The sequence below is a fragment of the Microcella sp. genome (genome assembly GCF_040286215.1).
Lineage (GTDB): Bacteria > Actinomycetota > Actinomycetes > Actinomycetales > Microbacteriaceae > Microcella.
Genome location: NZ_JAVKCK010000029.1, coordinates 105,698 through 127,563, shown reverse-complemented (window position 1 = coordinate 127,563; position 21,866 = coordinate 105,698). Strand labels below are relative to the sequence as shown.

The following is a 21,866-nucleotide window of genomic DNA, read 5'->3' as shown; positions in this document are numbered from 1 at the left end:
GCGCCGCGGGCGCCCACGATCTGGGCGGGATGCTCGACGAGCGCGTCTCGGAGTTCCTCGCCCCCGAGCTCGACCCGGCCCTCGCCGAGCCGGAAGCCGTCCTGCGCATGAATCCCGGCCGGCTCGTCGGCTCGACCGTTCTGAGCGAGACCACGATCGTCTTCGTGCTGCTCATCATCGGCCTCACGGTCGGCATCATCTGGAGCGGCGAGCTGTTCCTGCTCGTGGGCTTCCTGCCCGCGCTCCTCGGTCTCGGCGGCTACCTCATCTCGCGCATCACCCGGTCGCTGCGGTACTCGATCGCGTCCACGCCGGACGGCGTGCGGGTCGGGTTCGGCCTGCTCTCCACGACGAACGAGACCCTGCCTCCCGGGCGCATCCACTCGGTGCGCATCAGCCAGCCCCTGCTGTGGCGCCCATCGGGCTGGTGGCAGATCGCCGTCAACCGCGCCTCGCGCTCCTCACAGAGCGGCGCCGCTGGCCAGCAGCAGACCACCATCCTGCCGGTGGGCAACCTCGACGACGTGCGCACCGTGCTGCGGCTGCTGCTGCCGGACGTCGCGACCGATGACGTGCTGCCGGTGCTCGAGCGAGGGCTCACCTCCCACGGCCGCGACGGCGACGACGGCGCCACGCCCGATGGTTTCGTGAACTCGCCGCCGCGCGCACGGATCCTGCGCTGGTTCTCCCAGCCCCGCAACGGATTCGCCGTGAGCGACGGCGCAGTCATGCTGCGCCGCGGCGCGATCTGGCGCGACCTCACCGTCGTGCCCTTCCCCCGCATGCAGTCGGTGTCGGTGCGTCAAGGGCCGCTCCTGCGCTCGCTGCGCCTCGCGGCCATTCAGGTGCACACCGTCAGCGGACCGATCACCCCGCAGCTCGGAGCGCTCGACGTCACGCAGGCCATGGAACTCTTCGACACGGTCGCCGGAGCGGCGATCCGCAGCGCGCAGGCCGACCGCACGCATCGGTGGCGGTCCGGCTCCGGCGAGGCCTCCCGCGATACTCCCCGCGAGGCTCCTCGCGAGGCAGGGGAGTGACCCAGAAGGACGGCCGTCTCGGCATCGGCGTCATCGGGGCAGGACGAGTCGGCCCCGTTCTCGCCGCCGCACTCGCCGGCGCGGGTCACGCGATCGTCGGCATCACCGCGCACTCCGACGACGCCCGTGACCGGGTCGACTCGATGCTGCCGGGCGTGCCCGTGCTGGAGGTGCCGCAGGTCGTCGAGCGCAGCGAGCTCGTCATCCTCGCCGTGCCCGACGACCAACTGCCCGACCTCATCAGCGGTCTCGCGGCCGTCGACGCGTGGCTGCCCGGCCAGCTCGTGCTGCACACCTCCGCGCGGTACGGCGTACGCGTGCTCGACCCCGCGCGACCGGCGGGCATCATCCCTCTCGCCGTGCATCCTGCCCTCACCTTCACCGGCACCTCCCTCGACCTGGCGCGCCTGCGCGAAGCCTGGTGCGCGGTCACCGCCCCCACGCCCGTGCTGCCCATCGCACAGGCGCTCGTCGTCGAGATGGGGGCCGAGCCGGTCGTCGTCGCCGAGGAGCACCGCGAGGCCTACGCCGACGCGATCGGTGCCGCCAGCGAGTTCTCCCGCGCGATCGTCGGTCAGTCCGTCGACGCTCTGCGCGCCATCGGCATCGACGAGCCGGGGCGCGTGCTCAGCGCCGTCGTGCGGTCTGCCGTCGACGCCGCGCTGCGCAGCGCCGGCGCCGATAGCATCGACCTCGACGGGCTCGACGACACGATGCCCGCCCCGCGCAAGGAGAACGGTGACTGACACGACGACCGTGCCCGACCTCGTGACCAGCATCGCCGAGCTGCGTGAACGACTCGACGCCGCGCGCGCGCACGGCCGCACCATCGCACTCGTGCCGACGATGGGGTCGCTGCACGAAGGCCACCTCGCGCTCGTCGACCGGGCCGCGCAGCTCGCCGACGTCGTCGTCGTGTCGATCTTCGTCAACCCGCTGCAGTTCGGGCCGAGCGAAGACTACGAGCAGTACCCGCGCACGCTCGAGGACGACCGTGCCGCGCTCGCCGGCCATAGCGTCGACACCGTGTTCGCCCCCGCTGTCGACGAGATGTACCCGAGTGGAGCATCCGCGACCACCGTCACGGCGGGGGCTCTCGGCGGTCGTTTCGAAGGACGGTCGCGGCCCGGGCACTTCGACGGGGTGCTGACCGTCGTCGCCAAACTGCTCGGCATCGTGCAGCCCCAGCACGTGCTGTTCGGGCAGAAGGATGCCCAGCAGGTGTTCCTCGTGCAGCGCATGGTGCGCGACCTCGACATCCGCACGCGCGTCGAGATCGTCGAGACCGTGCGCGAAGCGGATGGGCTCGCGCTCTCCAGCCGCAACGTCTTCCTGGACGAGCGCAACCGGGCGGCGGCCCGGGCACTGCCGCAGGCGCTGGAAGCCGCCCAGTCGGCCGCCGACCGCGGCATCGACGCAGTGCTCGCGGCCGCGCAGAGCGTGCTCTCCGGGGCCGACGGGGTCGAGCTCGACTACTTCGCGGTCGTCGACCCGCGCACGTTCGAGCCGGTGCCCGACGAGCACCACGGGCCGGCCCGCGCGCTCATCGCCGCGCGCCTGGGCGACACCCGGCTCATCGACACCGAGCTGCTCACCCTCGGGTAACTCGCGCCGAACATCCCGCGTCTGCGCCCCGCGCGCCGCCGTTAGGCTTGAGCGGCCACACACGAGGAGAGCACCCGATGAGCGAGACCCCCGCACCGGCGCGCACCACCGCCGACGACGAGAGCGCCGAGCCGACGGTCGAGGAGATCGCCGAGCAGAAGCAGGTGCGCCTCGACAAGCGGGCGAGGATGCTCGCGGCAGGCCTGGACCCTTACGCCATCGGCCTCGAGATCACCGACACGATCGCCGCCGTGCGCGCACGCCACGGCCAGCTCGACCCCGACATCGCCACCGGCGAGCACGCCGCCCTCGCCGGCCGCGTCGTGCTCTCCCGCAACACCGGCAAGCTGTGCTTCGCCACCCTGCAGTCGGGTGACGGGGAGCGCCTGCAGGTCATGCTGAGCCTCGCCGTCGTCGGCGAAGAGAGCCTCGACCGCTGGAAGGAGTTCGTCGACCTCGGCGACCACGTGCACGTGACCGGCGAGGTCATCACGAGCCGACGCGGCGAGCTGAGCATCATGGTGTCGAGCTGGGCGATCGCCGCCAAGGCGATCCTGCCCCTGCCCACGCTGCACAAAGAATTGAACGAAGAGACCCGGGTACGGCAGCGCTACCTCGACCTCATCGTGCGCGACCAGGCGCGCCGCACCGTGCGGGCCCGCGCCGCCGCCGTCGCGAGCCTGCGCGCGACCTTCGCCGAACACGGCTATCTCGAGGTCGAGACGCCCATGCTGCAGACGATGCACGGCGGAGCATCCGCTCGCCCCTTCGTCACCCACTCCAACGCCTTCGACATGGAGCTGTTCCTGCGCATCGCCCCCGAGCTGTTCCTCAAGCGCGCGGTCGTCGGCGGCATCGAGCGGGTCTTCGAGATCAACCGCAACTTCCGCAACGAGGGCGCCGACTCCACCCACAGCCCCGAGTTCGCGATGCTCGAGGCGTATCAGGCGTACGGCGACTACCACCAGATGGCCGACCTCACGCAGGAGATGATCCAGAAGGCGGCGATCGCCGTCGCCGGGTCGCACGTCGTCACGTGGGCCGACGGCACCGAGTACGACCTCGGGGGCACGTGGGACCGCCTGAGCATGTACGACTCGCTCAGTGCCGCCGTCGGCGTGGAGATCACCCCGCAGACGCCCATGGCCGAGTTGAGGAAGCTCGCCGACGCCGTCGACATCGAGCTCACCCACCCGCTGCCGGGCAAGTACATCGAGGAGCTGTGGGAGCACCACGTGAAGGGCGACCTCGTGCGGCCGACCTTCGTCATGGACTTCCCGGTCGACACGAGCCCGCTCGTGCGCGAGCACCGCAGCCGCCCGGGCATGGTCGAGAAGTGGGACCTCTACGTGCGCGGCTTCGAGCTGGCGACCGCGTATTCCGAGCTCGTCGACCCCGTGGTGCAGCGCGAGCGCTTCGTCGAGCAGGCGAAGCTCGCAGCCGGCGGCGACCTCGAGGCCATGCGACTCGACGAGGCGTTCCTGACGGCGCTCGAGCACGGCATGCCGCCGTCGGGTGGCATGGGCATGGGCATCGACCGCCTGCTCATGGCGCTCACCGGCCTGGGCATTCGCGAGACCATCCTGTTCCCCCTGGTCAAGTGAGTAGTCTGAGCGCATGAAGAAGGACGACCAGGATCTCTCGCTGCCGGGCGACAAGAAGCCCGCGTTCACGATGAACCGCCTCGCCCTGTGGATCGTGGTCGGCGCCTTCGGCGCGTACCTTCTGCTCTCCGGCATCTTCGGGATGCTCGGCCGAGCCTGACCCGCGCCTCCCGTCACCCGGCCGATCCACTGGGGTAGACGTCGCTTTCTATCCCCCCACACGGGGGACTGCCGTGGCCCGCCGTCGGCGGCCTATCCTCGACACAGTTCGATAAGTCTGCGACCGGCCTACCCCGCCGGAGACCCGCGCCGACTCCGAGAACCGCACGACACCCGACACCCGTACGACGTCGACCGAGCCACGGCCCGGTTGAGCGTTCGCCCGACCCGAACGGCGAACTCCATGTTCAGTACCCGCTTGCGCCGCGCTCTCCCGGCCGTGCCCGTCGTCGCCCTGGCGATCGCGCTCGCCGCCGCGGTGCCGAGCTTCGCCGCCGACTCGATGCGCATCCTCTCACCCCTCTCGGGCGAGGTCGTGAGCGGTGAACTGCTCATCGAGGGCACGATCACGACCAGTGAGGCGACCGAGGTGACGGTGGGCCTTGCCGAGCAGCGTCTGGGCGAGTGCGGACCCCTCGTCATCGAACGCACCACGACGGTCGCCGCGGCGACGGCGTTCTCGTTCACGGTGCCGACCCAGCGGTTCCCCGACGGCGTCTACTGCGTCATCGCGCTCGCCGCCGAAGGCGCGCTGTCGCACGTCGTGGGCGATGTGACGCTCGCGAACGGTATCGACGACTTCGGTGACCTGCAGCTGCCGACGCTCGGGGGCGACTCCGGGCAGCCCTCGGGCGAAGAGGAGCTCGTCGAGGCGGGCGGTCCCTTCGACGGTGTCACCGCACTGGCTCCCGTCGTGTTCGCCGCGACTGCCGCACTCGGCATGCTCGTGCTCGTGTTCCTGTACGTCGCACGCCGCCGCCTCACCGAGTAGATCGGGCCGGCTCGAGAAGGCTTGCGGCGACCTCGAAGGGCGGGTCGACGTATCCTTGAGCCATGCCCGAAGAATTCTGGAGCAACGCGATCTACTCGGTCACGCCGACGATCCTGCTCGGCCTGATCTTCTGGGTCGTCATGCGCGCGATCATCCGCGCCGATCGCGCCGAGCGCAGCGCCTACTCTCAGGTCGAGGCAGAGGAGCGCGCGCGACTCGAGAAGCTCACCGCCGACCCGCACGAGTAGCGCGAGTCGGAGCATCCGGCGCCCGCCCGCCGCGTCGCGGCGCTACTCGCGTGTCTTCAGGCGCACGCCCGGCAGCGCGGGTGCTGGCAGCGGGGCGCCCTCGTAGCCGTCGACGTGGCCGAACCGGCCGTCCGCGCCTCCGCCATCGATGACCTCATGCTGCCACTGCGCGCGGAACGCCTCGATCTCGTCGTGACTGCGGCCGATGAAGTTCCACCACATGACGATCGGCTCGCCGAGAGGCGCACCGCCGAGCAGCAGTGCCCGCACGGGTCGCTCACCCGCCACGATCCGCAGCGTCGTGCGGCCGGGGCCGCGGTAGCCGAGGTGCGCGACCGGTACATCGTGCCCGTCGAGCGTCGCGGTGCCGGAGTCGACGAGCAGGCCGTGCTCGAACTCGGGGTCGACCGAGAGCTCGGCGACACCGCCGGCAGGCAGGTCGAGCTGCGCGCCGAGCAGCGGACTGAACAGGCGCAGGGGGCTCGCAGCGTCGTCGCCGAGCGAGCCGAGAAAGACGCGCACGGTCGCGTCGCCGATCGCGCGAGGCTCGGCGGGCGCGTGCTCGAAGAACGGCGCCGTGTGACGGTGGCTGTCGGGCAGGGCGACCCACAGCTGGGCGCCGTGCAGGCGGCGGGTCGCGGCCGTCGAGACCTCCGAATGCTGGATGCCCGAGCCCGCGGTCATGAGGTTCACCTCGCCCGGCCGCACCATGGCGTGCGCGCCGCTCGAGTCGCGGTGCTCGATCTCGCCCTCGAACAGCCAGCTGACGGTCTGCAGCCCGGTGTGGGGGTGGGGCGGGACGACCATGCCGGCATCCCGATCGGTCACGTCGTCGGGGCCGTAGTGGTCGACGAAGCACCACGCGCCGATGAGGCTGCGCGCCCGCTGCGGCAGCGTGCGGCGCACGGTCATCGCGCGCGGGCCGCCGAGCGGCACCTCGCGGGGCTCGAGCAGCTCGAACACGCCGCCGCCGTCCGCGGTGGCCGGCCGCTCGTCGCACACGAGTTCGTCGGGCTCGGTCTCGAGGTTGCTCACACCGCCACCCTACGTCGGGCGCGTGCCGAGCATCCGCCGTGCAGTACGCACCCCCCGCCCGCGTCCGCCCCCGTTGCGCGTTCAGGATGCGGTACCCCGCGGTCGCGTGCGAGGCCGTGACACGCCGGTGCGCCAGGGTTTCGACGCGCATCCTCCTGAACGCGCAACAGTCAGGGTCGAGCGGGTGGTCGAGCGCGTGGCCCAGCGACCGGCGGGCGTGCGGGTGCGGTGCAGGGTCGCGCGCGGTCAGGAGCGGTCGAGCACGAGGAGGTCGCCGACCTCGCAGTCGAGCGCCTCGCAGATCGCGCGCAGCGTCGAGAAGCGAACGGCCCGCGCCCGGTCGTTCTTCAGCACAGACAGGTTGACGAGGCTCACACCGACGAGCTCGCTGAGCTTGGTGAGCGTCATGTCGCGTTCCGCGAGCAGTTCGTCGAGTCTGCAGTGGATGCCCGACTCCTCCTCATCGGAGACCGCCGGCGTCATCACACCAGCCCGTCAGAGTCGCGCTGCAGTCGCCGCGCGCCGCTGTACACGAGGGCGACCAACAGTACGACGATGCCCAGCACGAGTAACGACCCGTCGATCGACCCCAGGTCGAAGCGCTCCAGGCTCACCCAGCGTTCCCCGCCGTCCGTGGCGTAGTCGAGCTGCTCGAGCGCGATCGCGTCGGCACGGTGACACAACCACGGCGCGGCGAGGGACGCAACGAGGGCGAGTGCACTGAGCGCGAGCATCCCGATGGCGGTGGAGGTCGCGAAGGTGCGGCCGGCCCACAGTCGCGCGCACAGCAGGACGATCACAGCGGCCGCGGCGAGGAACGTGAGGGTTGTCAGCGCGATCGCGACGACCTGCAGGATCGTCGGCGTCGTCAGGTTCTCTGAACTGGAGACGAGCACTGTCCAGAACTGCGAGGTCGTCGCGGCATTGTCGCCCTGCAGCTCTGCGGGCACGCCGCCGGGCGAGCCGAGTGCAAGCTCGAGGGTGTACCCACCGCGCGTCAGGTAGGCAATCCTCACGATGTCGTTGAGCAGCAGAGCGAGCGCTGCTGTGCTCGTGAGCGCCATGACGACGACGAGAAGCGCTCGTCCGCCCGCTCGGTGGGATCGGGTGGGGGTGGGCGGGAGAGTTGACTCCGGCATGGTCTCTCCGAGATGTTATCGACAAACGTTGTTAACGAAGAACGATAATACACAAAGCGGTGCGCCGTCGCCGCGAGCGTGGTCGCGCCGAGGGCGAACAGGGGCAGATGACCCAGGGTGCGCTGGTTGCCCTCGACGCACCGGGAGCGATTCGACCCGCCCCACGACGGGAGCGTGCGAGCGAAAGGGCGCTCACGCACCGAGGCGCGCGAGGCAATCGCGCCATCCCTGCTCGTGGCCGGCCCGCGTTTCTTCGTCACCGAACCGCTCATGCACAATCTCGACCTCCGTGCCATCACCGGCGTCGCGCAGGGTCACGGTGACGAGGGTCTCTTCCGCGTCACCATCCCATCGCCAGGTGAAGACGATGCGAGTCTCGGGCTCGACGACAGCGATGTCGCCGCCGACAGCCATACCGGTGACGACGGAGGAGAGCTGCCAGCGCCCGCCCGGCTGAGCGTCGAACTCGGCGGTTGCCTTCCAGGCAGGCGGCCAGAACCAGGCGGCGAGTTCGTCGGGGTCGGTCCAGGCTCGCCAGACTGCGGCCCGGGGAGCCGCGACGTGCTGGGTCAGACGGATGGTGCTCATGTCGTCTCCTCGAGGTGCTCGGCGAGTCGGTCGAGACTCGCGGTCCAGTGCGCGGTGTGCTCGCGCATCCACTCCTCTGCGGGGGCCAGCCCCCGCTCGGTGAGCGCGCACCGGCGCACCCGCCCGTCCTTGCGCGTGGTGATGAGTCCGGCCGCTTCGAGCACCTGCACGTGCTTCATGAAGCTCGGCAAGGCGAGGGGATGCTCGGCACTGAGCTCGCTGACCGTTCGCTCGCCTGCGCGCAGAGCGGTGAGGGTTGCGCGTCTCGTCGGGTCGGCGAGCGCGGCGAAGACCGCGTCTGGTGTCGCGGCGGCGCGCGTGCGAGTGGACGGGGTGCTCATGGCGTCAGCGATGCTGGTCGATGAGTATCGGGTTGCCGTCGGGGTCGAGGAGCGTGATGTGGGCGGGCCCCTCCCTGTCGCTCGATGCGGTCTCGATGAGGGTGACGCCCTGCTCGACGAGTCGGGCTTGCACGGCGCGCACGTCGGTGAAGTCGCCCTCGACGTCCTCGCCCTCCGCGGTCCAGCCCGGGTTGAAGGTCAGGATGTTGTTGTCGAACATGCCCTCAAACAGCCCGAGGGTGGTCGCGCCATTCCGCAGCATGAGCCAGCCCTCCTCGGCGTGTCCGCCGACGGCGCTGAAACCGAGCTTCTCGTAGAACTCCCTCGACACCTGCAGGTCCTTGACGGCCAGGCTTACCGAGAACGCTCCTAGGTCCATCGCCCGACCCTCTCATTAGTTAGCTAGATGGCTAAGTATTGCGCCTGCGCCGCTCCTGGTCAAGCACGGGCGCCCGCGCGGTCGGCCCCCGAGGGGGTTGCGCGTTCAGGAAACGGTGCAAGGTCGGCGCGGCTGCCGGTGCGACACGCCGGTCGGCCGCTCGTACTGCCGGCGCTGTCCTGATCGCGCAACGGGGCGAGCCGTCGGCATGAGCGATTTGCCGCCTCCAACCCGGGTCACGCCTAGGGCGAACAGGGGCAGTTAACCCAGGGTGCGCTGGTTACCCTCGATGTACTGGTAGCGATTCGACCCGCTGTCGTGAGGAGAGTGCGAGATGTTCGAACGGTTCACCGACCGTGCCCGTCGTGTGGTGGTGCTGGCCCAGGAAGAGGCCAAGATGCTCAACCACAACTACATCGGCACGGAGCACATTCTGCTCGGCCTCATCCACGAGGGCGAGGGCGTCGCCGCGAAGGCGCTCGAGTCGCTCAACATCTCGCTCGACGCCGTGCGCGAGCAGGTGCAAGACATCATCGGCCAGGGTCAGCAGCAGCCCACCGGGCACATCCCGTTCACGCCGCGCGCCAAGAAGGTGCTCGAGCTGAGCCTGCGCGAAGCCCTGCAGCTCGGCCACAACTACATCGGCACGGAGCACATTCTGCTCGGCCTCATCCGCGAGGGCGAAGGCGTTGCCGCTCAGGTGCTCGTCAAGCTCGGCGCCGACCTCAACCGCGTGCGCCAGCAGGTCATCCAGCTGCTCTCGGGCTACCAGGGCAAGGAGGCCGTCGCCGTCGGCGGCGACAGCCCCAACCCCGATAAGGGCTCGCAGGTGCTCGACCAGTTCGGCCGCAACCTGACCGCCGCTGCCCGAGAAGGCAAGCTCGACCCCGTCATCGGGCGCGAGAAGGAGGCGGAGCGGGTCATGCAGATCCTCTCCCGCCGCTCCAAGAACAACCCCGTGCTCATCGGCGAGCCCGGCGTCGGCAAGACCGCCGTCGTCGAAGGCCTCGCCCAGGCGATCGTCAAGGGCGAAGTGCCCGAGACGCTCAAGGACAAGCAGCTGTACTCGCTCGACCTCGGCTCGCTCATCGCCGGCAGCCGCTACCGCGGCGACTTCGAGGAGCGTCTCAAGAAGGTCACGAAGGAGATTCGCACCCGCGGCGACATCATCGTCTTCATCGACGAAATCCACACGCTCGTGGGTGCGGGAGCCGCGGAGGGCGCGATCGATGCGGCGAGCATCCTCAAGCCGCTCCTCGCGCGCGGCGAGCTGCAGACCATCGGTGCGACGACCCTCGACGAGTACCGCAAGCACTTCGAGAAGGATGCCGCTCTCGAGCGCCGCTTCCAGCCGGTCATGGTCAACGAGCCCTCGCTGCCGCACTCCATCAACATCCTGAAGGGGCTGCGCGACAAGTACGAGGCCTTCCACAAGGTCTCGATCACCGACGGCGCGATCGTCTCCGCCGTGAACCTCGCCGACCGCTACGTGCAGGACCGCTTCCTGCCCGACAAGGCGATCGACCTCATCGACGAAGCCGGCGCCCGCCTGCGCCTGTCGATCCTTTCCGCGCCGCCCGAGCTGCGCGAGTTCGACGAGAAGATCGCCGGCGTGCGCGCCGACAAGGAGCTCGCGATCGAGAACCAAGACTTCGAGAAGGCGGCGTCGCTTCGCGACGACGAGAAGAAGCTGCTCGGTGAGCGGCTGCGCCTCGAGAAGCAGTGGCGCGCCGGAGAAGTCGCCGCAGGCGGCACCGTCGACGAGGGCGTCATCGCCGAAGTGCTCGCCCAGGCGACCGGCATCCCCGTCTTCAAGCTCACCGAGGAGGAGTCGAGCCGGCTCATCTTCATGGAGAAGGCACTGCACGAGCGCGTCATCGGCCAGGAGGAGGCCATCAGCGTGCTCGCGAAGACGATCCGCCGCACGCGCGCCGGCCTCAAAGACCCGAAGCGCCCCAGCGGCTCGTTCATCTTCGCCGGCCCCACCGGAGTCGGCAAGACCGAGCTCGCCAAGGCGCTCGCCGAGTTCCTCTTCGACGACGAGGGCGCTCTCATCTCGCTCGACATGTCGGAGTACGGCGAGAAGCACACCGTCTCGCGGCTGTTCGGAGCCCCTCCCGGCTTCGTCGGCTTCGAGGAGGGCGGCCAGCTCACCGAGAAGGTGCGCCGCAAGCCGTTCAGCGTCGTGCTGTTCGACGAGATCGAGAAAGCCCACCCGGACATCTTCAACTCGCTGCTGCAGGTGCTGGAGGAGGGCCGCCTCACCGACGGTCAGGGTCGCGTCGTCGACTTCAAGAACACCGTCATCATCATGACGACCAACCTCGGCACGAAAGACATCACGGGCGGCCCGGTGGGCTTCACGATCGAAGGCGACTCCGCCGCGTCCTACACGGCGATGCGCGCCAAGGTCGTCGAGGAGCTCAAGAAGCACTTCAAGCCCGAGTTCCTCAACCGCGTTGACGAGACCATCGTCTTCCCGCAGCTGAGCCAGGAGGAGCTCATGCAGGTCGTGGCGCTCTTCCTCAAGCGACTGCGCGAGCGCCTGCAGGATCAGGACATGACGCTCGAGGTGAGCGACGCCGCGAAGGCGCAGCTCATCAAGATCGGCTGGGACCCGACCCTCGGAGCGCGCCCGCTGCGCCGCGCCGTGCAGCACGAGATCGAGGATGCGCTGAGCGAGCGCATCCTGCACGGCGAGCTCAACGGCGGCGACCACGTCGCGGTCGACTTCGTCGACGGCCAGTTCACCTTCACGACCACGCAGAAGGAGCTCGCCGCTGTCGACGCAGGCCCGACGCCGTCGGCCGGAGAACTGCCGGCCGGCGAGTAGCCGCTCTCGAGCATCCCGTCACGGCACCGGCTCTAGGCTGGTGCCGTGACGGCACAACCCTCTCCCGCGCAACGCGGTTTCAGCGTGCGGCAGGCGCGCACCTCCGACGTACGCGGCATCCACGCACTCGTCGAGCCGCTCGTGCAGGAGCGCATTCTGCTCGGCAAAGAGCTCGTCGTGTTCTTCGAATCGGTGCAAGAGTTCTCCGTCGCCGTCGACAACACCACGGGCGCCGTCATCGGCTGCGGTGCACTGCACGTGCTGTGGGAAGACCTCGGCGAGGTGCGCACCCTCGCCGTGCAGGAACCGTGGCGCGGCGCGGGCGTCGGGCACGCGATCTACGTGCGTCTCGAGCAGCAAGCGCGTGAGCTCGGCCTGCGGCGGCTGTTCTGCCTCACCTTCGAGACCGAATTCTTCGGCCGCCACGGCTTCACCTCCATCGGGGAAGAGCTGCTCGTCGACCCCGAGGTGTACAGCGAGCTCGTGCGCTCACCCGACGAAGGCGTCGCCGAGTTTCTCGACCTCTCCCGCGTGAAGCCCAACACGCTCGGCAACAGCCGGTTGCTCAAAGAGCTGTAGGGTGCGCGCGGCGGTTGCCCAGCCCGGCCCATCGGGCTGAGAGTTCTGCGCACACGCCGGGTGGCGACGCGCCCGCCGCCGCTGGCGGCCCTACTCTGAGCGCATGTCGACGCTGCGTCACCCCGTGGGCCCGCAGCCGCCGCAGGTGTACTGGCGGCGGCGGCTCGTCGTCGGTCTCGGACTGCTCGCCGTCATCGTCATCATCGTGCTCATCATCGTGCGACCCGGCACGGGCGAGCCCGCCGCAGCACCCGGCGCCGGCGACGACCCGGAGGTCAGCGAGACGGCCGAGCCGGGCGAGGGGGATCCCTCCACGAGCGGCCCCACCCCGTGCACGCCCGAGCAGGTGCAGGTCACCCCCGTCACCGACTCGAACAGCTACGGACCCGAGCAGCAGCCCCTCCTCTCGCTCACACTCGTCAACACGGGTGCGGCGCCCTGCATCATGGACGCCGGCAGCGACGTGCAGGAGTACGTCATCACGTCGGGGCCCGACCGCATCTGGGCGTCGACCGACTGCCAAGACCCGGGCGTGGCCGCCTCAGTGGTCCTGGAACCCGGCGAGGAGGTGTCGACGACGCCGTTCCCGTGGAGCCGCACCCGCTCGAGCCCCGGCGACTGCGACGCCGACCGCGACCCCGTCATCGCCGGCGGCGCTACTTATCGCTTGAGCGTGAGCGTCGGCGAGTTCGCGAGCGACGGCGACGTGCCCTTCCTCCTCAACTAGAGCGGAGCATCCCGAATCGTCGTCGGGTCGGCCCCTGCGTAGGCTGGAGGCGATGTCGAAGAAGAAGCGCCCCGGTCAGCCCGCTCAGCCCGCCCTGCCGCCGTCGTCCCTGCCGCCCGAGCAGCAGCTCGCCGCCGCCCTCGAAAAGCAGGACGCCGCGGCCGTCGCCTTCGCGCTGCGTAACGACCACGTGATCGTGCCGCTGCTGCCCGTCGACGGGCCGCCGCAGGTGCGGGTGTTCCGCCGCGGGGAGAGCGACAAGTACATGCTGCTGCTGTTCTCCAGCCCCGAAACCTACGTGGCGATGGTGCCGCAGGAGACCGATCACCGGGTGCTGCCGTACGACGCGGCGACCCTGCGCGAGTTTCTCGAGCAGAACCTGGGCGTACTCGAAGCGGTGTGGTTCGACGTCGCCGGGCCTCACGCGATGCAGGCGGAGCCACAGGACGTGCTCGACGCGCTGCGCGTGACGGCCGAGCAGGACTAGCTGCGCGGCTGCGTCGCTGCGCGTCAGAACTCGGGGATGCCCGCGGGCTCGTCTGCGGCGCTCGCAAACGCAAGCCGCACGGCTTCGCGCACGTGCACGGCGGTCGCATCGACGACAGTCGCGTAGCCGAGACGCGCGCCTTCCGCCGCCCGCTGCGGCGCACCCGACACGGCGCGGATCTCGCCGGCGAGACTGATCTCGCCGATCGCGGCGAGGTGCGGGTCGAGGGCCTTCTCGCGGCGAGCGCTCGCGATGGCGAGCGCAATGGCGAGGTCGGCCGCGGGTTCTGTCAGTCGGATGCCGCCGACGGTGGAGACGTACACGTCGAAGCCGCTGAGCGGCATGCCGCAGCGTCGCTCGAGCACGGCGAGCAGCATCGCGACGCGGGAGGAGTCGACACCGTTGACGACGCGGCGCGGCTGCGGAGCGTTCGAGGCCACGATGAGCGCCTGCACCTCCACCGGCAGGGCGCGACGCCCCTCCATCGCGATCGCCACGCACGTGCCGCTGACGGGCGTCGTCGAGCCTGAGCGGAACAGGATCGACGGGTCGGCGACCTCCGCGATGCCGTCGCCCGTCATCTCGAAGCACCCGACCTCGTCCGTGGGGCCGAAGCGGTTCTTGAGGGCACGCACGAAACGCAGCGCAGTCTGCCGGTCGCCCTCGAACTGGCACACGACGTCGACGAGGTGCTCGAGCAGCCGGGGGCCGGCGATCGTGCCGTCCTTCGTCACGTGGCCGACGAGCACCACGGGCAGGTCGCGGTCCTTCGCGACACGGATGAGGGTCGCCGCGACCTCCCGCACCTGCGAGACACCTCCGGCGAGACCGTCGACGAGCGCTGACGATACCGTCTGCACCGAGTCGACGATGAGCAGCTCGGGCCGCACCTCGTCAAGCTGCCCGAGGATCGTGGCCAGGTCGGTCTCCGCCGCCAGGAACAGCTCGGGGGTGAGGGCGCCCGTGCGACCCGCCCGCAAGCGCACCTGCGCCACCGACTCTTCCGCGCTCACGTAGAGCACCCGCTGGCCGCGCTTCGCCGCGCGAGCGGCGACCTCGAGCAGCAGCGTCGACTTGCCCACTCCCGGCTCGCCCGAGAGCAGGATCGCCGCGCCCGGCACGATGCCGCCGCCCAGAACGCGGTCGAACTCGACGATGCCCGTGGGCGTGTGGCTCTCATCTCGAGGGGCGATGTCAGTGATGGGGCGGGCAGCCCGGCCCTCGGCGACCCGGGCCGGCGCGGTGTTCCGCGTCGGCGCATCCTTCTCGATCACGGTGCCCCACTGCTGGCACTCGCCGCAGCGCCCCGCCCACTTCAGGGTCGTCCACCCGCATTCCGTGCAGACGAAGTTGGGGGTCGGTCGGGCCATGGGGTCAACAGTACGGGCGTGCGCCGACGTTCGTCATCGGCTTCCCCACGGCCCGCGGAGCACCCGCCGGTGACCGTCTCGCGGCCGGGCGCTGCGCCTCACACCACGCTGAGCAGGGTCAGCGACAAGGCGCCGAAAGCCACGATGAGCAGAATGTCGGGCACCCGAGCGAGCCGGTGGATCAGCGGGACGAGCAGGGCGAGCGCAGTGCTGCCGAGGATCGCGACCACCGCGGGAACACCGGCACCTTCGGCGATGCCGGCCGAGGCATGTAGCAGGGAGAGCGACGTGGAGGCGAGGAGTCCGCAGATCACGGGAAGGATGTACGCCGAGATGTTGCGCACGAACAGCGAGTTGCGCGCCCGGTTGTATCCGGCGAGCAGGAGCAGCGCGATCGCCGAGCAGCTGCCGACGGTGATGAGGAACGCAGCGAGAGCGAGCGCGACACCGGTGAGTGCCGACCCGCTCGATGCGCCGACCCCGTAGGCCACGCCCGCGGCGATCTTGACGAGGATGGGCCCGGGCAACGCGTTCGCGACGGGGACGATCTGGCCGTAGAAGAGGGACGAGTTCACGAGCCCCGTGGCGACGAAGAAGCCGTCGGCCACCCCGACGTACGCCTCTCCGCCACCGAAGGAGGAGACTGTCGAGACGAGGACGAGCCCGAGGAACGACAGCGTGGACGGCTCGGGGGCCGCCACGAATGCGATCCCGAAACCGGCGACGCTGAGGACAACCATCGCGAGCGCACCGCGCAGCGCGCGTCGTGTGCCGATGGGCATCTCGTTGCCGCTCTGTGCATCCGCGACGACAGACCCGGTGCCGCGCAGCAGCTGCCAAAGGGTGACGAGAGCGATGGCGGCGAGAGACACGAGCACGAGACCCAGGGCCGAGAGCTCGGGCAGGCTCACGGGCTCTTCCGTACCGGCGGCATCGGAGACGAGGGTGATGGCGCGCCCCGCTCCCGACAGCAGGAAGGCGACGACAGCAATCACGACCCCTGCCATACGCACGCGACCGCCAGGGGCGAGAACCTTGACGGTGTAGTGAGCGAGCAAATACAGGATGAAGGCAGAGATGCCGAGGGAGGCGAACTCGACGACCGAAATAGCTCCAGGGCCCAGGGCTGAGAAGAGCGCGAGCAGCGACACGGTCGCGAAGGCCCCGGGCAGCGCGACGGCGATTGCGCCGCTCGTCGCGGCGGCCGTGCCGCGCAGCTGGGTGCCCGACAGCGCGGCGATCTTGACGGGGAGGGCGCCGGGAGTGATGTTGGCGATCACCGTGTCCTGCACGAATTCGGTCTCGCGCAGTTGCCCGGGCCGAACGAGCTCTCGCTCGAGTACGGGGATGAGTGCACTGCCGCCGCCGAAGCCGATCACGCCCACTTTCGCCATCGCGAGCGTGTGGCCCCAGAGGCTGCGGCGGGGTTGCGCGGGCGTCGTCGGGTCGGGCTCGCTCATGCGCGTGTCTCCTCGAGACGGCCTGCGTTCGGCCACGCGGTCGGTCTCTCAGAGTATCGCGGGATCGGGCGAGCCCGAGACGGGGGCGGGCGCGAGATCGCCATCAGGGCGATCGGGGTCGGGATGCGGCTAGCGCCGCCCCCCGCCGAGTGACCGCCGCGGTGAACGCCGACTCCCACACCCGGTAGCCGCGCGCGCTCGGGTGAAACTGGTCCCACGAGAAGTCGGGCATGCTGCCCCATCCCCGGCGGAACTCGGTCACCCGGTGCAGCGGCGCGAGAGCCAAGCGATGGGCGCGCACCCGGTCGGCGATCATGCGGGAGGCGATGATCGCATCCAGTTCGCGAGGCCCGAAGTGGAAGCACGGCAGGTCGGCGACGATCGCGTGCGACGGCAGGGCTCGCAGCAGCGATTCGAGATCGGCGCTGAACTCGTCGCGGTCGAAACGACGCATATCGTTCGCGCCGGCGGAGACGGTCAGCAGATCGGGCGCGAGGTCGGCCAGCAACGGCAGCTGCTCGGCAACCACATCGCCCACGCGCGCGCCGTAGCGGCTCACGTTGACGACGCGCACGCTGCGCCCTGTCTGCCGCTGCAGCCGCGCGGCGAGCAGACCGACGTAGCTCGCGTCGAGGTCGCTCGTGCCCACTCCCTGCGCCGCCGAATCGCCGATTGCGACGTACTGCAGCTCTCCGGGCTGCTGTGCGCGCCGCCGCCAGGCGGCGCGGCGCGATTCCAGCCACGGCGTGCGCAAAGAGGCGGTCACGACTCGAATCGTATCCATCGCCGGATGCTCGCCCGCGCCCCGCCCTCGGTTCGACCCGCGCAGGCCGCTGTACTACACTCTCCCGCGGTGACGTGTCCGAGCGGCCGAAGGTGCAACTCTCGAAAAGTTGTGTAGGGTAACCCCCTACCGTGGGTTCAAATCCCACCGTCACCGCTCTTGCTCCCCCGGGGAGTGACAACCCCCGAACCTCAGGTGTTCGGGGGTTTTCTGCGTGTCGGACGGGGCTGGCGTGCGTGCCTCCATCGCTCGTTGAGTCACCTCGGCCAATCCCTCTGGTCGGCCATCGTTCGCTTGTGCTAGCGTGATGGTAGATCGTTCTACCAGCGTAGAGGAAGTGGCGGGGTTTCGTGACACAACCACAGAAGCCGACGAGCCGCTCCTCGATCGTGGAGTCGTATCTCACCCAAACGCCCCTCCTCTCGAGCAGCCAGCTGACCGGCGATGATGGTTTCGATCACGGGCGGGAACGTGATGTCGTCGCGCCCGCAGCCTGGTTGCTGGGTACGGGCACTCCCAAAGTACTGCCGCACCGCTCGGGCCCTGCGAACTACCTGCAGCTCGGAGCACAGAGAGTGCTGGTGGACTGCGGCGTGGGCACCACGCAGCGACTCGTCAGCCTGGGCGCCGAGCCGGCCGACATCACCCACATCTTCATCACGCACCACCACCTGGATCACAACGCGGAGCTAGCCTCGCTGCTGCTCTCGCCGTGGGTGGATCGACTGCGCGATACGTGCCCCGTCGTCGTGGGACCACCGGGCACGGCCGCGTTCGTCGACAGGTTGCTGGGCGCATTCGACTATGACGTTCGAACCCGACAATCGTTGGGCTACGACCTGAGTCTCGTGCGGCCGCGCGTTGTCGAAGTGCACGATGGTCTGCACGTCGCTGTCGACACCTGGTCGTTCACCGCGTTTCGAGTCGATCATGAACCCGTCGATGAGGCGTTCGGCTATCGCTTCGACTGGCAAGGAGGATCTGTCGCTTTCTCGGGCGACACAGCACCGTGCGACAACCTGGTCGAGTACTGCCGCGGGGTAGACGTGCTGGTGCATGAAGCCCTTTTTCCGGGGTACGGGATTCCGCGATATCACACGACTGTCGATCAGGTGGGAGCCGTCGCGACCGCATCGGGCGCACGGCACCTCGTGCTGACGCACCTTCTGCCCGGGCACCTTCCCGATGAGGTGTGGCGACATCGCATCGCGACCGCCTTCGACGGGCCGATCACCGTCGGCAGCGATCTGCTCAGAGTGTGGTGACGCGCCGCTCGCGCACGTCATCCGAGAGAGAAGGGCTGCGCGGGCCTCTCGGGAAGCATTCATCAACACACGACACAAGAAGGAGAGAACACGATGGTCAGCGTCACAACGAAGTGGAGTCGCGGCGGACCAGCAAAAGTTGCTGGAGAGCCGATCGTCATCGGCGAGCAGTTCGGATTCACCGAGGGGCCGGTCTGGAGAGCCGACAGGTCGCACTGGGTCTTCAGTGACATCTTCGGCTCCACGCTCTGGGTATGGGCTCCCGGAGGCGAGCCAGCGCCGCACCGCACGCCCAGCAACAAGGCCAATGGCAACGCGCTCGACGGGGAGGGACGTCTGATCTCGTGCGAGCACGCTACCTCGCGCGTGGTCCGCGAGCGCGACGGTGACACCGAGGTCATCGCCTCGTCGTTCGAGGGCCGACGGCTGAACAGCCCGAACGACGTCATCGTGGCGTCGTCGGGCGTCATCATGTTCACCGACCCGACCTACGGGCTCACGCCAGACTTCGGGGTTGAGCGGCCGCAGGAGCTGGACTTCCAGGGAGTCTTCGTCCTCACGGGCTCGGCGCTGGAACTGCTGGACGGCGACTACTCAGCACCCAATGGGCTCTGCCTGTCGCCCGACGAGAGGACTCTCTACGTCAATGACAGCGCGCGAGGCATCATCTATCGATACGCGATCACGGCTGACGGGTTTGGTACACGCGAACAGTTCGCAACGCCGCCCGACACCGAGACCGCCGTTCTCGACGGCATGAAGTGCGATCAGCACGGCAACGTGTGGGTGACCGGCGCTGGCGGCCTCTGGGTGTACGCACCCGACGGCACAGAATTGGGCACCCTAGAGTTCGACGGCCCCGACATCGCCAACTTCGCCTTCGGTGGCGCTGACGGCGACACCCTGATGCTGACCGCGCGCCACACCGTCGTCGTCGTACCGTTGACCGACCGTCTCGCCCTGACAGGAGCCCTCGGATGACCATCGAACTGCACATCGCCATCACCGCTAGAGAGGGCATGCAGGAGCGTATCGAGCCGTGGTTCGACGAGGTCTTCGCGCCCGCACTGCGACGCCAGGCAGGGTTCCAGAGCGCTGCGCTCATGGCCGCCTACTCCGACGCTGTGCAGGAAGCAATCGGTGCGTCACCGGCGGAGACGCCCACCCTCGTTGTCATTCGTTTTGACACCGAGCAGCAGCGGGCGGCCTGGGTAGAGAGCGACGACCACACGCACGCCTGGGGCGCGGTGGAGGAGATCGCCCACCACCGCGCTCACTACGGATGGACGGTGCTCAGCGCCTCGGAGAGTGCGAGTGACTGACTCCCTCCGCCTCGGCGTCATGGGACTCGCCCACGGCCACGGCCCCCTGTGGACCCAGGCGTTCGCCGATAACCCGGAATGCGAGCTTGTCGCGCTATACGACCACGATGCTGAGCGCGTGGGGCGTGTCGCGCAACGCACGGATACGCCAGCAGATACCGATCTTGACGCCTTTTTTGCGCGCGATCTCGACGCGGTCGCGATCACGTCTGAACACTCGCTCCACCGTCAGCACATCGAGCGGGCACTCGACGCCAAGGTAGCGATCCTGTGCGAAAAGCCACTTGCGACGACGCTGTCTGATGCGGATGCCATCGTGGCGGCGGTCGAGCGTGCCGGCATCCGCTTCATGCAGGGATTCCAGATGCGCCTGGACCCCGCCACGATCGAGGTGCGACGGCGGGTGCAGGCGGGTGGCCTCGGGCGCATCGCCTCGGTGACGAAACGCCACAGCCACGCGTTCGGATTGACGGGGTGGCCCGACAACGCGGAAGACTGGTTCTTCGATCCAGCCCTCAGCGGTGGGGGAGCCGGCCTCGACGCCTTGATCCACAGTTGCGACTGGCTGCGGTGGATCTTCGGCGACGCGACCGAGGTGACGGCGATGACCTCCACGCACATGCTGGGACGGGAGGTCGAGGACCAGATCGCTGCAGTGTTCCGGCTGCCCTCGGGAGCGCTCGCGACGCTCGTGAGCGGCTGGACGGAGCTCGCCGGCATCATGACGACCCACATCGCTGGCGATCAGGGTGCGATCGCGGAGTTCTACACCGACATCGGCTCTGTTCGTAGTGGCCGGCCCCTCGAGGCTTCCGTCATGCAGTACCTCGGCTCAGCGCAGACGTGGACCACGGTCGAACCGCCGCACAGCTTCCCTCGCGTGCACGAGGCCGTTGCCGACGCGTTCGTGAGCTGCTTGCGCAGCGGTGACGAGTTCCCCTCGGGCCTGCACGATGGCCGACAAGCCCTCGCCATGGTGCATGCGTGCTACGAATCGGCGCGGACCGGCAAGGCCGTGAAGATCGACGAAGGGCACCAGTGATGACGCAACTGCGTGTCGCCCTTCTCGGTGCGGGAGCTATCGCGCACTCGTCGCACTTGCCCTCATGGCGGGAGGTCGCCGGTGCCACCGTGACCTGGATCGTCGATCGCGACCTGCGCCGTGCACAGGATGTCGCTGCCGAGTTCGGCATCGACAACGCGACAACGGATGCCGATGAGGCGTACCGAGACGTGGACGCTGTCGACATCTGCCTGCCACCCTCGGCGCACGTTGCCGCGGCGACTCACGCGCTAGAGCATGGCTTGCACGTTCTTCTCGAAAAGCCACTGGCCTTGAACCGGTTCGAAGGCGAGCTCATTCAGCGCGCGCGTGATCAGGCCCGCACGACGGTGATGATCGCCGAGAACTGGGTCTTCTCGTCGGCGGCGCAGCGCACGAGGGAGATCCTGGGCAGTGGCGAACTCGGCGACATCTTCCTGGTTCGCGCCGAGCACTTGACCGGGCTCTACATTCCTGACCGCCACCCTGATCTGCCTCGCTGGGTGTCGGACCCCACCGGTGTCGATAGCGGCTATCTGCTCAACGCGGGAATCCACACGATTTCGCTTTGTCGGAACACGGTCGGCGAGATCGACGCCGTGTCGGTGATGATGCGGAGTGATGCATCACTCGGCGCGGCCTTCGACGTCGACCTGGTCGCCGGAATCGAGTTCTCACGTGGTGCCATGGGGTCGTTGACCTTCTCGGGACGATCCCGTCACGCCGTCGAACGGCGGCTTGGTATCGAGATCTTCGGCACTCGGGGCGTGGTCGACTTCGACGTTCTCACGGGGCGGGTCACGACGACGCGCGACGGCGTGGCGACAACGGAGGAGCCCACCGACCCCAGCATGGGGTTCGTCGAGGAGATTCAGCACTTCGTCGACGCCGTGCGAAGCGGAGTAGAGCCCATCACCTCCGTCGAGGACCAGTTGCGAACGATGAGTGTCGTTGACGCCATGTATCGCGCCGCTCGCACGAACGAACGTGTCGAGACTCGCGCCCACAGCGAAGAGAAGGAGTGACC

General features: G+C 69.1%; 25 protein-coding genes and 1 tRNA gene. 17 read left to right on the top strand and 9 right to left on the bottom strand.

Annotated features, from left to right (window positions below; genetic code table 11):
• The 7 genes from RJQ01_RS12700 to RJQ01_RS12670 all read left to right on the top strand — a co-directional run.
• A partial coding sequence (locus RJQ01_RS12700; protein WP_350477086.1) for a PH domain-containing protein occupies nt 1-1,040 on the top strand: 1,040 nt, incomplete at its 5' end.
• Complete coding sequence (locus tag RJQ01_RS12695) at nt 1,037-1,786, top strand: Rossmann-like and DUF2520 domain-containing protein (RefSeq protein ID WP_350477085.1); 750 nt, start codon at nt 1,037-1,039, stop codon at nt 1,784-1,786. The genes RJQ01_RS12700 and RJQ01_RS12695, both read left to right, overlap by 4 nt.
• Nucleotides 1,779-2,645 carry a pantoate--beta-alanine ligase gene (gene panC / locus RJQ01_RS12690; RefSeq protein WP_350477084.1) on the top strand — a complete coding sequence of 289 codons (867 nt, stop codon included), beginning with the start codon at nt 1,779-1,781 and terminating at the stop codon, nt 2,643-2,645. Before RJQ01_RS12695 ends, panC begins: the two co-directional genes overlap by 8 nt.
• Nucleotides 2,646-2,722: 77 nt before the next feature.
• A complete protein-coding gene (gene lysS, locus RJQ01_RS12685; protein ID WP_350477083.1) occupies nt 2,723-4,249 on the top strand; it encodes a lysine--tRNA ligase in 1,527 nt (508 codons plus the stop codon).
• Between the two features lie 13 nt (nt 4,250-4,262).
• Nucleotides 4,263-4,409 (top strand): hypothetical protein, encoded by a 147-nt coding sequence (locus tag RJQ01_RS12680; RefSeq protein WP_350477082.1) that lies wholly within the window; start codon nt 4,263-4,265, stop codon nt 4,407-4,409.
• Nucleotides 4,410-4,652: 243 nt separating this feature from the next.
• Complete coding sequence (locus RJQ01_RS12675; protein WP_350477081.1) at nt 4,653-5,240, top strand: hypothetical protein; 588 nt, start codon at nt 4,653-4,655, stop codon at nt 5,238-5,240.
• Nucleotides 5,241-5,302: 62 nt separating this feature from the next.
• The gene (locus RJQ01_RS12670; RefSeq protein ID WP_350477080.1) at nt 5,303-5,488 is read left to right on the top strand and encodes a hypothetical protein; all 186 of its coding nucleotides are present in this window, start codon (nt 5,303-5,305) and stop codon (nt 5,486-5,488) included.
• A gap of 42 nt (nt 5,489-5,530) precedes the next feature.
• Here RJQ01_RS12670 and RJQ01_RS12665 read toward each other — a convergent pair whose 3' ends face one another.
• From RJQ01_RS12665 to RJQ01_RS12640, 6 genes are all read right to left on the bottom strand, one after another.
• The gene (locus RJQ01_RS12665; protein WP_350477079.1) at nt 5,531-6,523 is read right to left on the bottom strand and encodes a pirin family protein; all 993 of its coding nucleotides are present in this window, start codon (nt 6,521-6,523) and stop codon (nt 5,531-5,533) included.
• A gap of 246 nt (nt 6,524-6,769) precedes the next feature.
• A complete protein-coding gene (locus RJQ01_RS12660; RefSeq protein ID WP_350477078.1) occupies nt 6,770-7,006 on the bottom strand; it encodes a helix-turn-helix domain-containing protein in 237 nt (78 codons plus the stop codon).
• Complete coding sequence (locus RJQ01_RS12655; protein WP_350477077.1) at nt 7,006-7,662, bottom strand: hypothetical protein; 657 nt, start codon at nt 7,660-7,662, stop codon at nt 7,006-7,008. Before RJQ01_RS12655 ends, RJQ01_RS12660 begins: the two co-directional genes overlap by 1 nt.
• Nucleotides 7,663-7,854: 192 nt before the next feature.
• Nucleotides 7,855-8,250: an SRPBCC family protein gene (locus tag RJQ01_RS12650; protein WP_350477076.1), complete on the bottom strand. Its 396-nt coding sequence runs from the start codon at nt 8,248-8,250 to the stop codon at nt 7,855-7,857.
• Complete coding sequence (locus RJQ01_RS12645; protein ID WP_350477075.1) at nt 8,247-8,591, bottom strand: ArsR/SmtB family transcription factor; 345 nt, start codon at nt 8,589-8,591, stop codon at nt 8,247-8,249. Before RJQ01_RS12645 ends, RJQ01_RS12650 begins: the two co-directional genes overlap by 4 nt.
• A gap of 4 nt (nt 8,592-8,595) precedes the next feature.
• On the bottom strand, nt 8,596-8,970 hold the full coding sequence (locus RJQ01_RS12640; protein ID WP_350477074.1) for a VOC family protein: 375 nt from the start codon (nt 8,968-8,970) through the stop codon (nt 8,596-8,598).
• A 334-nt stretch (nt 8,971-9,304) separates the two neighbouring features.
• Between RJQ01_RS12640 and RJQ01_RS12635 the strand changes: the two genes are divergently transcribed.
• The 4 genes from RJQ01_RS12635 (at nt 9,305) to RJQ01_RS12620 (ending at nt 13,596) form a co-directional block, all read left to right on the top strand.
• Nucleotides 9,305-11,803 (top strand): ATP-dependent Clp protease ATP-binding subunit, encoded by a 2,499-nt coding sequence (locus RJQ01_RS12635; protein WP_350477073.1) that lies wholly within the window; start codon nt 9,305-9,307, stop codon nt 11,801-11,803.
• Nucleotides 11,804-11,848: 45 nt separating this feature from the next.
• Complete coding sequence (locus RJQ01_RS12630; RefSeq protein WP_350477072.1) at nt 11,849-12,382, top strand: amino-acid N-acetyltransferase; 534 nt, start codon at nt 11,849-11,851, stop codon at nt 12,380-12,382.
• Nucleotides 12,383-12,485: 103 nt separating this feature from the next.
• On the top strand, nt 12,486-13,109 hold the full coding sequence (locus RJQ01_RS12625; RefSeq protein ID WP_350477071.1) for a hypothetical protein: 624 nt from the start codon (nt 12,486-12,488) through the stop codon (nt 13,107-13,109).
• Between the two features lie 52 nt (nt 13,110-13,161).
• Nucleotides 13,162-13,596: an SseB family protein gene (locus RJQ01_RS12620; RefSeq protein WP_350477070.1), complete on the top strand. Its 435-nt coding sequence runs from the start codon at nt 13,162-13,164 to the stop codon at nt 13,594-13,596.
• Nucleotides 13,597-13,619: 23 nt separating this feature from the next.
• Here the strand turns inward: RJQ01_RS12620 and radA are convergent, their stop codons facing one another.
• The 3 genes from radA to RJQ01_RS12605 all read right to left on the bottom strand — a co-directional run bounded on the left by radA (nt 13,620) and on the right by RJQ01_RS12605 (nt 17,210).
• The gene (gene radA, locus RJQ01_RS12615; RefSeq protein ID WP_350477069.1) at nt 13,620-14,966 is read right to left on the bottom strand and encodes a DNA repair protein RadA; all 1,347 of its coding nucleotides are present in this window, start codon (nt 14,964-14,966) and stop codon (nt 13,620-13,622) included.
• Nucleotides 14,967-15,064: 98 nt separating this feature from the next.
• Complete coding sequence (locus tag RJQ01_RS12610; protein WP_350477068.1) at nt 15,065-16,426, bottom strand: chromate transporter; 1,362 nt, start codon at nt 16,424-16,426, stop codon at nt 15,065-15,067.
• Nucleotides 16,427-16,529: 103 nt separating this feature from the next.
• Nucleotides 16,530-17,210: an SGNH/GDSL hydrolase family protein gene (locus tag RJQ01_RS12605; protein ID WP_350477067.1), complete on the bottom strand. Its 681-nt coding sequence runs from the start codon at nt 17,208-17,210 to the stop codon at nt 16,530-16,532.
• A 68-nt stretch (nt 17,211-17,278) separates the two neighbouring features.
• Between RJQ01_RS12605 and RJQ01_RS12600 the strand changes: the two genes are divergently transcribed.
• The 6 genes from RJQ01_RS12600 to RJQ01_RS12575 all read left to right on the top strand — a co-directional run bounded on the left by RJQ01_RS12600 (nt 17,279) and on the right by RJQ01_RS12575 (nt 21,864).
• Nucleotides 17,279-17,366: transfer RNA gene (locus RJQ01_RS12600), tRNA-Ser, on the top strand.
• Nucleotides 17,367-17,560: 194 nt separating this feature from the next.
• Complete coding sequence (locus RJQ01_RS12595) at nt 17,561-18,475, top strand: MBL fold metallo-hydrolase (RefSeq protein WP_350477066.1); 915 nt, start codon at nt 17,561-17,563, stop codon at nt 18,473-18,475.
• A gap of 93 nt (nt 18,476-18,568) precedes the next feature.
• Nucleotides 18,569-19,456 (top strand): SMP-30/gluconolactonase/LRE family protein, encoded by an 888-nt coding sequence (locus RJQ01_RS12590; RefSeq protein ID WP_350477065.1) that lies wholly within the window; start codon nt 18,569-18,571, stop codon nt 19,454-19,456.
• The gene (locus RJQ01_RS12585) at nt 19,453-19,797 is read left to right on the top strand and encodes a putative antibiotic biosynthesis monooxygenase (RefSeq protein ID WP_350477064.1); all 345 of its coding nucleotides are present in this window, start codon (nt 19,453-19,455) and stop codon (nt 19,795-19,797) included. The genes RJQ01_RS12590 and RJQ01_RS12585 overlap by 4 nt, the downstream gene beginning before the upstream one ends.
• The gene (locus RJQ01_RS12580) at nt 19,790-20,839 is read left to right on the top strand and encodes a Gfo/Idh/MocA family protein (RefSeq protein WP_350477063.1); all 1,050 of its coding nucleotides are present in this window, start codon (nt 19,790-19,792) and stop codon (nt 20,837-20,839) included. Before RJQ01_RS12585 ends, RJQ01_RS12580 begins: the two co-directional genes overlap by 8 nt.
• Nucleotides 20,839-21,864, top strand: a complete 1,026-nt coding sequence (locus tag RJQ01_RS12575) for a Gfo/Idh/MocA family protein (protein WP_350477062.1) — start codon at nt 20,839-20,841, stop codon at nt 21,862-21,864. The genes RJQ01_RS12580 and RJQ01_RS12575 overlap by 1 nt, the downstream gene beginning before the upstream one ends.
• Nucleotides 21,865-21,866 lie beyond the last annotated feature (2 nt).